This window comes from Acinetobacter sp. YH12070 (genome assembly GCF_013419625.1).
In the GTDB taxonomy this organism is placed as follows: Bacteria; Pseudomonadota; Gammaproteobacteria; order Pseudomonadales; family Moraxellaceae; genus Acinetobacter; species Acinetobacter amyesii.
Window position 1 is genome coordinate 19,845 of record NZ_VOZT01000044.1, and the last position, 10,566, is coordinate 30,410.

The following is a 10,566-nucleotide window of genomic DNA, read 5'->3' on the forward strand; positions in this document are numbered from 1 at the left end:
CTTGTGTCTGTGTCCTGCTTCACTACAATGGCATATCTAAAAAATAAATTTTATATGAGTTGTCTGGATTTTTTTATGTATAAATCAACTGCGACTGTCTGGCAGCCTACGTTACCACAAATTTTTAAATTTACAGTCTTGGGTTCTGCACTCGCAGCTCTTGGTCTGACGGGCTGTTCTTCATCGCAAACGACTAAGCAGAACTCAGCAAGTAAACAAGTCGGCTCAAACTTTCTCGATGCCAATAGTTTAGATTCACTCGAAGATTTACTTTCTGCAACAGACATGCGTGCCGTAGAAGGCGACCGCCTTTTAGTACTAAAGCACGGTGATGTTTGGAAGCGAATGACCGTTGGTTTCAAAATGGATTTGAACCACTGGGATACGCGAATTGAAGCACAGCGTGGTTGGTTTATTTCACGTCAACCGTATATTGACCGTTTAAGTGCGCGTGCGTCCCGTTATTTATATCACACGGTTAAAGAAGCAGAACGTCGTGGTTTGCCGACTGAGTTGGCGTTATTGCCAGTGATTGAAAGTTCTTATGACCCAGCAGCAACTTCAAGTGCTGCCGCAGCAGGTTTATGGCAGTTTATTCCAAGTACTGGACGTATTTACGGCTTAAAACAAACCTCAATGTATGATGGTCGTCGTGACGTAGTTGAATCTACGCGTGCAGCTTATGAGTTTTTAGGTGCGCTACATAACCAGTTCGGTTCGTGGGAATTGGCTTTGGCTTCTTATAATGCAGGGCCGGGGCGTATTCAACAAGCGATTAACCGTAACCGTGCAGCAGGTTTGCCAACCGATTATTGGTCGTTAAAACTGCCACAAGAAACCATGAACTATGTCCCACGTTTCTTGGCTGTTGCTCAAATTATTAAAAATCCAAGTGCTTATGGCGTAAGTTTACCGCCAATTGCTAACCGTCCACATTTTCGTGAAGTGGCTGTAGGGCCTGCAAATTTAAATGAAATTGCATCTATTACTGGTTTAAGTCGTGCAGAACTTTATGCACTAAACCCGGGTCATCGTGGCGATGTGATTGATAGCAGCAGCCCAATGCGGATTTTAATTCCTGCGGATGTGAGTCCATCAGTCGATGCACGTTTAAAGAAATTACAATCAGGTGGTTCATCAGGTTATTGGGCAAGTAATTCAACTTATAACTTACCAAAAAATAATGTTGAAATAACACCGTCACGTGTTACTCCGCCGGAATTAAATAGTAAAACTATTCAGCCCGCTAAAGTGACGCCACCTACGCTGACCACACAGCCGACAGTGACAGCTTCTGCCAAACCACCTGTAGTCGCTGCAACGGTAACGCCAAGTATTCCGTCAGGAACGAAAGGCAAAACACCAATGGGATCATCTGCTTTAGCTGCATTTGCATCGAATAGTGATATTCCAAGTGCGCCGCGTATACCAGTCGCTGTAACACCTTCGACTCCTGTGAAAGCCGTGTCTGTCGAGCCACCACTCAGCGCAAATGAGCGTGAGCAAATCATGGCGGCTATTAAAGCCGAAGGTGAGACCAAAACAGTTGATGAGGTGTTAAAACCAGTAGCGACCAAAGCAGAACAAGAAGAAGTCGTTCAGGAAATTAAAGCTATTGCGCCGAAAGGCACTGAAATTGTCGATCCTTATGATGGCAAGATTAAGTTGACTGCGATTCAGACCAGTCAGTCAATTGCAGACCAACAAGGTAAAGAACTGACGAAAGGGTTCTCTTACCCGAAAAGCGTGGCTGAAAATACAGGTGCAGATTCCGAAGAAGCCAAACGCAACCAAGGTAAAAATGTCATTCGTACAGATTCTGAAATTGTAGTTGTACCACCTAAAGGTAAACGCAGTACTTATACAGTTTTGGCGGGCGACACTTTAGCGTTGATCGCGATGAAAAATGGCGTGAATTGGCGTGATATTGCAGCTTGGAACCAAATTTCGCCAGATTCGACCTTGTATGTCGGTACGACCATCTATTTATATGATGCGAAACCGATTGTGCAAAATAATGAAGAATCGAAAGCTAAGCCTATTGCAGATAGCTATGTGGTGAAAGCAAATGACAGTCTTACAGCTGTTGCGAGTCAATTTGGTTTAAGTACGAAGCAACTCGCAGACTACAATGGTTTAACCACCACGAGTGGTTTATATGTTGGGCAGAAATTATCCTTAAAAGAAACGCCAGCATCTAAAGCAAAATTGGAAGCTGACAAGAAAGCAGCTCAAGTTGTCGAAAAATCTGCAAAAGTTCAAACCAAATCCTACACGGTAAAACGTGGTGAATATCTAAAACTCATTGCAGATCGTTATGCGCTGTCAAATCAAGAGTTGGCAGATTTAACAACTGGTTTAACGGCTGGCAGTAGCTTGATGGTGGGACAAAAAATTAATGTGCCATTACAAGCTGTAGCCGAGGTTGAGAGCAAAGTTGAAAAGCTCGACAGCAAAGTGGTGAATCGCATTGAAAATGTCAAAGTTGATCCTGCGTATAAAGTGGAAAGCTATAAAGTGCAGCGTGGTGATACGCTTTACAGCATTGCGACGCAGTCAAAAATCAGTTTGTCTGAATTGGCGAGTCTAAATGACATGTCGGCAAATAGTGGGCTGATGGCGGGGCAAAGCATTAAAGTACCTGCAAGTTCAACTGTTCCAGAGACTTATGTGGTGCAGTCTGGCGATACACTGACAGGCATTGCTAGTCGCTATGATTTAGGCATGGACTATGTCGCAAATTTAAATGGCATAGAGCGGAGTTCAGGTCTACGTGTTGGGCAGAAATTAAAATTAACAGGTGATGTCGCACCGGTTAAAGTAGAAACTAAAGTTGAGCCGGCCAAAACTGAAAGCAAAACCAATACACGAACGAATTCTGTTGAAGCGACCGATATTCATGTGGTGAAATCAGGTGAAACGCTGGGTGTGATTGCGAAGAAATATCATCTTCAATTGCGTTATTTAGCTGAATTAAATGGCCTAAATACCAATAGTGCGATTCGTGTAGGGCAGCGTTTAAAAGTAGATGGTGAACTACCTGCTGATGTAGCTAGTAAAGCAACTGAAACCAAAAAAACGGAAGCTAAATCCTCTACGAGCAATGTGAAACCAACAAATACTGAAAGTTATACTGTGAAATCAGGCGAGTCTTTAAATTCGATTGCTAGTCGGACAGGCTTAACTGTGGCAGCATTGGCTGAGTTAAATAACTTGAACCCGCGTGCTGGGCTTCGTGTTGGTCAAAATTTACAAGTTCCTAAAACCATCAGTGAATACCGTATTAAACGCGGCGATACGCTGATTGGTTTGGCAAGTCGCTATGGACTAGACACATCAAAACTCGCTGAAATGAATGATATGCAACCGTCTGCTCAGTTACGTATTGGTGACGTGATTAAAGTACCGAATTAAGCAACGACTACAGGGAGTTGTCATTGATGTTGGTGTCGTTCAAATCAGCACATCAAGCTATTGGGATGTGTGTGCTTAGTCTGTTCGGTCAAAGTGTGTGGTCTGCGATACAGACCACGCCTTATATTGCGATTCATAGCACACCCAAATATGACTCTGTCAAAGTCATGCCTTATGCCAATGCTTCTGCACCCAAAGGTGGATATTTAAGTACTTCATCAAATGGGACATTTGACAATTTAAACAGTATGAATGGTAAGGGCAGTGCGGCTGAGGGGGTAAATTATTTATTTGACTCCCTTATGGATAGCTCTTTAGATGAACCTGGCGTGCTGTATCCATTATTAGCTGAGAAGGTCACGTTCGATCCCGATCATACGAATTTTGTCATTTATCACTTAAATCCAAAAGCACGATTTAGTGATGGTTCAGAACTCACTGCTGAAGATGTTAAATTTAGTTTTGATACTTTTCAGACCAAGTCAAACCCAGGTTTACAAATGTATTTGGCAGATTTAGATAAAACCCAAGTGTTATCTAAATATGAAGTCAAAATGACCTTTAAGTCGGGTAATAACGCTGAAATGCCATTAATATTGGCGCAAATGCCGATTTATTCCAAAAAAGATTGGGCAAAAAAAGATTTTACTAAAATTACTATGCAGCCGATTTTAGGTTCTGGCCCGTATTTACTTGATCGAATTGATTCTGGCCGTAGTATTAGTTTTAAGCGCAATCCTAATTATTGGGGACGTGATTTAGTGATTAATCGCGGACGATATAATTTTGATCATTTGAAATATGTCTATTACCGAAATTTAGATGTTGCTTTTGAAGGCTTTAAGTCTGGCCAATATACTTTGCATGAGGAATTTACAGCACGAAAATGGGTGACGGAATATAAGTTTCCGTCCATCACTGCAGGAATGGTGGTGAAGTATCGTGATAAGCATGAAAATCCAATTGCAACTCAAAGTTTTGTATTTAATACGCGTCGATCGCCGTTTAATGATATTCGTTTTCGACAAGCTTTAACCTATGCTTATGATTTTGAATGGCAAAATAAAGCTCTGTTTTATGGTCAATACCAGCGCCTACAAAGCTATTTTTCAAATAGTGAGTTAGAAGCTAAAGGGGTACCCTCAGATGCTGAAATGCAAATTTTAAAACCATTGTTAACGAAATTAACCCCTTTAGAGTGTAAAGGGGTGTTATCAAACTGGAAATATCCCGTTTCGGATGCTAGTGGATTTAATCGAAATAATTTATTGACTGCTCGTCAGCTATTAATAAATGCTGGTTATCGATTTAAAAATGGTCAATTATTAGACCGACATGGTCAAGCCATTCGTATTGAATTTCTCATTCACCAAGATGGCTTACAGCGAACATTAATGCCTTTTGTGCGCAATATGAAACGTTTAGGTGTGACTGTAAACATTCGCCAAGTGGACGTGCCTCAATATATAGAACGGATGCGTTCGAAAGACTTTGATATGACAACAAATGTTATGCCACAGTCGCTCAATCCGGGTAATGAGCAAGCGCAATTTTGGGGAAGTGCATCGGCAGATCAGCCTGGCAATTACAACTATGCTGGCATTAAAAGTCCGATCATTGATGAAGTCATACAACAGGTGATTCGGGCACCAAATCGTGAACAATTGGTGGTGCGTACCAAAGTATTGGATCGATTATTAAGAGCTGGGTATTATCAAATTCCAACCTATGGTAAAGGTGAAAAATGGTTTGCGTATTGGAATATGTATCAACAGCCAAAAGTAAAACCAAAATTATCAACAGGTATTGATTATTGGTGGAGTAATGAAGCGCAATCGAAAAAAGTTGCAAACTATTTGCGCCAACAATAAATACTAATGAATGACAGGGAATGTTAAAGCAACATGGGCACATATATTTTAAAAAGATTGCTCCTGATTATTCCAACATTGTTTTTCATTTTACTGATTAACTTTGTCGTGATTCAGATTGCACCGGGAGGACCTGTTGAACAAGCCATACAGCAAGCTGAGTCCTTTCAAGGTATGGGAAACACAGGTGGTGGTGAAACTGCGACGACAGGCAGTAAATACCAAGGTGCTAAAGGCCTCAGTGAAGAAATGGTGGCAAAAATCGAAGCGCAATATGGTTTCGATAAACCATTATTCGAACGTTTTTGGCTCATGTTAAAGGGCTATGTGACGCTAGATTTTGGTACCAGTTTCTTTAAAGATAAGCCTGTGACCCAGCTACTTTGGGAAAAGCTGCCTGTATCCTTATCCCTTGGCTTATGGAGTACCTTGCTGATCTATATGGTGTCTATTCCATTAGGCATTAAAAAAGCCCGTCAACATGGTCTGTTATTTGATAAAAGTACGTCTATTTTATTGGCTATCGGCTACGCCATTCCTGCTTTTGCCTTTGCCATTTTACTCATTGTATTTTTTGCAGGTGGTTCATATTTTCAGTGGTTTCCTCTACAAGGTTTAGTTTCAGAGAATTTTGCTGAGTTAAGTGTATTTGGCAAAATTTCAGATTATTTTTGGCATATGGTGTTGCCTTTGTTTGCTATGGTAATTGGTGGTTTCGCTGGCTTAACTTATCTGACCAAATACTCTTTTATGGAAGAATTAAATAAGCAATATGTTCTTGCTGCTCGTTCTAAAGGTTTGACCGAATCACGTGTGCTGTATGGGCATGTATTTCGTAATGCAATGCTCATTGTTATTGCTGGTCTACCAGAAGCATTAATTGGCATCTTCTTTGTGGGAAATCTATTTATTGAAATTATTTTCAATCTAGATGGTCTGGGGTTATTAGGATTTGAAGCCATTGTACAGCGTGATTATCCAGTGATTTTTGGCACCTTGTTTATTTTTACCTTGATGGGGCTGATATTAAGATTAATCAGTGATGTCATGTATCAAATGATTGATCCACGAATTAATTTTGATTCGCAGGGGGCAAAATAATGTCTCCGATCATGCAAGCACGTTTTCAACGTTTTAAAGAAAATAAATTAGGCTTTACATGCTTTATCAGCTTTGCCTTGATTTTTATGTTGTCATTAGCTGTCGAGTTTATTGCCAATGATAAACCGCTCTTGGTCAAATACGATGATTCTTTATACGTTCCCGTATTAAAAAGTTATCCAGAAACTGCTTTCGGTGGCGTATTTGAAACTGAGGCAGATTATAAAGATCCTGTGGTACAGCAACTGATTGATGATAAAGGATGGGCTGTATGGCCACTGATTAAATTTTCCTATCAAACACCGAATTTAGAGTTGGCTGTGCCTGTGCCATCTGCACCGACTGCACAAAATTGGCTCGGTACCGATGACCAAGGGCGTGATGTGCTCGCACGTATTTTATATGGATTACGTGTGTCGCTCCTGTTTGGTTTTGCATTAACTTTTGCTTCAGCCATATTGGGCATCATCGTTGGGGCGATACAGGGCTATTATGGTGGGTGGATAGACCTCATTGGTCAACGAATTTTAGAAGTTTGGGGTGGGCTCCCGATGCTATTCATGGTGATGATTTTAGTCAGTATGTTTACACCGAGTGTGTATTGGCTCTTTGTCATTATGTTGTTGTTTGGCTGGCCCACCTTAGTCGGCTTGGTTCGTGCAGAGTTTTTGCGGGCGCGTAATTTTGATTATGTCCGTGCAGCACGAAGCCTTGGCGTTACAGATGGCACCATTATGTTTCGGCATATTTTACCAAATGCGATGAGTTCCAGTCTTTCACAGCTACCTTTCATGCTTACGGCAAATATTACTGCACTGACAGCCTTAGATTTCCTAGGTTATGGCTTACCGCCTGATGCCGCGTCCTTAGGTGAGTTATTGCTTCAAGGGAAAAACAATCTGAATGCACCATGGCTTGCCTTATCGGGGTTCTTTACCTTAGCGATCGTGCTGTCTTTATTGATTTACATTGGGGAGGCGACACGTGATGCATTCGATCCTAGACGTCAATAATCATCAAGTTAATGTACCTCCCATCGTATTAGCGGTTGAACATTTACATATTTCACATGCAGCACAGGTCTTGGTTGAGGATCTAAATTTTAAATTGCATGCAGGTGAAACGATAGCGATTGTGGGAGAAAGCGGTTCTGGTAAATCGATTAGCAGCCTAGCTATACTCGGTTTGTTGTCGAGTGATCTGCAGGTCACAGGCAGCGTCAGCCTGAATGGACAGAATATTCTTGGACTGAGTCCTGAGCAGCATCGACATATTCGTGGTCAGAAAATTGCCATGATTTTTCAAGAGCCGATGACGGCCTTAAATCCCTTACATCGGGTTGAAAAGATTGTTGGTGAGTCACTGTTGTTACAGGGATGGTCGAAGGCAAAAACACGACAGCGGGTTATAGAATTATTAAATGATGTGGGTATTCCGGATGCTGAAGATAAGTTACGGCGCTATCCACATGAGTTATCAGGCGGGCAGCGTCAACGTGTCATGATTGCCATGGCATTGGCCTTAGGTCCTGATATTTTAATCGCTGATGAGCCAACCACGGCTTTAGATGTCACTTTGCAAGCGCAAATCTTAAATTTATTAAAGTCGCTACAACAGCAGCGCAATATGGCGATGATATTAATTAGCCATGACCTGAATTTGGTCAAGCGCTATGCCGAACATGTGATTGTGATGAATCGTGGGCAAGTGGTGGAGCAAGGTGGTGTTCAGGAAATTTTTGAGCAGCCGAAGCAGGCGTATACCAAAAATTTATTAGACCATGATTTTGGTTCAGCAATACAGGTTTCGCAAACGCAGACACTTTTAGAATTACGCCAGTTAGGAGTGAAGTTCCCAGTCAAACAAGGCTTATTGAACCGCATTAAAAATTATGTCGTTGCGGTAGAAGCTTTGGATTTAACAGTGGCTGAAGGTGAGTCGATTGGTATTGTTGGAGAGAGTGGTTCAGGCAAAAGCTCTTTAGCACTGGCTATTGCTCGGCTCATAGAAAGTGATGGCGAAATTATTTTAAATCAACACGCCATCAATCAACTTTCAGAAAAACAGCTCAGACCCTTACGCCGTGAATTTCAAATCGTCTTTCAAGATCCATTCAGTAGTTTAAATCCACGGCTCAATGTAGAGCAAACCATTGGCGAAGGTTTGGCCTTACAGCATTTATCTGCAAATGAAATTGTACAGCGTATAGATGAAGCTTTGCAGAAAGTTGAATTAGCCAGCTCGTTTAAGAAGCGTTATCCGCATGAGTTATCCGGTGGGCAACGACAGCGAGTTGCCTTGGCACGTGCGCTGGTTTTACGTCCTAAATTATTGATACTCGATGAACCCACATCGGCACTAGATCGGACGACACAAAAAGCCATCGTGAAGCTACTACGGCGTTTACAGCAAGAATTTAATATGAGTTATTTATTTATTAGTCACGATTTACACGTGGTCAAAGCCTTGTGTCAAAAAGTGTTGGTACTGCGTCATGCCAAAGTCATGGAATTTCAAGACACCGCAGATCTATTTGCGCGACCACAAACGGACTATACCCGTAAATTAATTGAAGCCAGCCAATACTAAAATCAAACTTATGGATATTTTGACAAGTGTCATTGTCAAAATATCCTTGACCTTTATAAAATAATAATTAGAGTAAATACTCAGGACTTATTATTTCATTTTGGACATTGTCATGAGCCATTTAGCTGAAAGCTTTAAAATTCGTAATACCACATTTAAAAATCGCATCATTAAAGGTGCAATGAGTGAAGCATTGGCCAATACTGCAGGCCAACCCAATCACTTACATTTTGGATTATATGAAGCTTGGGCGAAGGGTGGTTTAGGCTGTGCCATAACCGGTAATGTCATGGTGGATTTTCGTGCTAAAAATGAGCCAGGGGTTGTTGTCGCTGAAACAGAGCGAGATTTGGCGCAGTTAACACAGTGGGCTGAGCTAGGGAAAAAGCACGGCATGGTGCAATTGGTTCAACTTTCACATCCGGGTCGTCAATGTCCTAAAGGTTTAAATAAGGAAACGGTTGCGCCGTCCGCTGTACCATTTAGTCCGATGTTAGCTACAACTTTTGGAACACCGCGCGAACTTCGTGAAGATGAAATTTTAGATATCATTCAGCGTTTTGCACGTGCCGCACACATTTGTGAAAAGGCAGGCTTCGAAGGCGTGCAATTGCATGGTGCGCATGGTTATTTAATTAGTCAGTTCTTGTCGCCACTGACCAATAAACGTCAAGATCAGTGGGGCGGTTCAAATGAAAACCGCATGCGTTTTTTGCTTGAAATCTATAAGGCAGTTCGTGCAGCGACGACAGATGATTTTATTATTTCGGTCAAACTCAACTCTGCTGATTTCCAACGTGGCGGAATTAGCGAAACAGATGTGATTGAGGTCTTTAAGGCAATCGATTCCGCAGGGATTGATATGATTGAAATCTCGGGCGGTTCCTATGAAGCGCCAGCGATGGCGGGTGCTAAAGAAGAAAAACGTAAAGCCAGTACCATTGCTCGTGAAGCTTATTTCCTCGATTTTGCGGACAATATCCGTAAAGAAGTGAAATGCGCGTTAATGGTTACCGGCGGGTTTAGAACCGTGCAAGGCATGAATGCTGCACTAGACAGTGGAGCTTGTGATTTTATTGGTATTGCACGTCCATTTGCTGTTGAAGTCGATTTGGCTGATCGTTTATTGGCGGGGCAGGATGTTCGTTACGGCGTAGATAAAATTAAAACTGGCATACCGATGATAGATAAAATGGCGATTATGGAAATTATTTGGTATGCCGCACAGTTTAAATCGATTGGTGAAGGCAAACAGCCAAATCCTAAACTTTCGCCCTTAAAAGTGTTTTTTAAATATCTCAAAGGTAATTTAACCGCGGTCATTAAAGGGCAAGTCAATTCACGTAAGTCGGCTTAATCAATCATTGAATTTTTAGAATCAGGGCAATCGGCATACATCCATGTTATGGTTGCCTTCATTCATATCAATATTGCTTACAATAAAAATGTCTAAAATTTTAATATTATAGGACTTACGCACTATTATTTAAAGATTCTCTGTGGTAGCAGATGATTTTTATCGAGAATAAAGTCATCAATGAAGCTTTTGATAATTGGTCTAAATAATTTCTTCTGCCAACGATATACATTT

General features: G+C 41.4%; 6 protein-coding genes and 1 pseudogene. 6 read left to right on the forward strand and 1 reads right to left on the reverse strand.

Annotation, left to right across the window (positions count from 1 at the left end):
- Positions 1-75: 75 nt before the first annotated feature.
- The 6 genes from FTU17_RS12800 (at position 76) to FTU17_RS12825 (ending at position 10,332) form a co-directional block, all read left to right on the forward strand.
- A complete protein-coding gene (locus FTU17_RS12800) occupies positions 76-3,414 on the forward strand; it encodes a LysM peptidoglycan-binding domain-containing protein (RefSeq protein WP_180135637.1) in 3,339 nt (1,112 codons plus the stop codon).
- A gap of 65 nt (positions 3,415-3,479) precedes the next feature.
- Positions 3,480-5,285 carry an extracellular solute-binding protein gene (locus tag FTU17_RS12805; RefSeq protein WP_257227400.1) on the forward strand — a complete coding sequence of 602 codons (1,806 nt, stop codon included), beginning with the start codon at positions 3,480-3,482 and terminating at the stop codon, positions 5,283-5,285.
- A 33-nt stretch (positions 5,286-5,318) separates the two neighbouring features.
- Positions 5,319-6,386, forward strand: coding sequence for a microcin C ABC transporter permease YejB (locus tag FTU17_RS12810; RefSeq protein ID WP_180004177.1), 1,068 nt, complete (start codon positions 5,319-5,321; stop codon positions 6,384-6,386).
- Entirely contained in the window at positions 6,386-7,399 is a 1,014-nt protein-coding gene (locus tag FTU17_RS12815) for an ABC transporter permease (RefSeq protein ID WP_180135641.1), read from the forward strand. Before FTU17_RS12810 ends, FTU17_RS12815 begins: the two co-directional genes overlap by 1 nt.
- Positions 7,374-8,975 (forward strand): ABC transporter ATP-binding protein, encoded by a 1,602-nt coding sequence (locus FTU17_RS12820; RefSeq protein ID WP_180135644.1) that lies wholly within the window; start codon positions 7,374-7,376, stop codon positions 8,973-8,975. Before FTU17_RS12815 ends, FTU17_RS12820 begins: the two co-directional genes overlap by 26 nt.
- A 112-nt stretch (positions 8,976-9,087) precedes the next feature.
- Entirely contained in the window at positions 9,088-10,332 is a 1,245-nt protein-coding gene (locus FTU17_RS12825) for an NADH:flavin oxidoreductase/NADH oxidase family protein (RefSeq protein ID WP_180102967.1), read from the forward strand.
- Between the two features lie 125 nt (positions 10,333-10,457).
- On the opposite strand, the pseudogene FTU17_RS12830 reads toward FTU17_RS12825, so the two are convergent.
- Positions 10,458-10,566: pseudogene (locus FTU17_RS12830) on the reverse strand (IS701 family transposase); the annotation flags it as partial.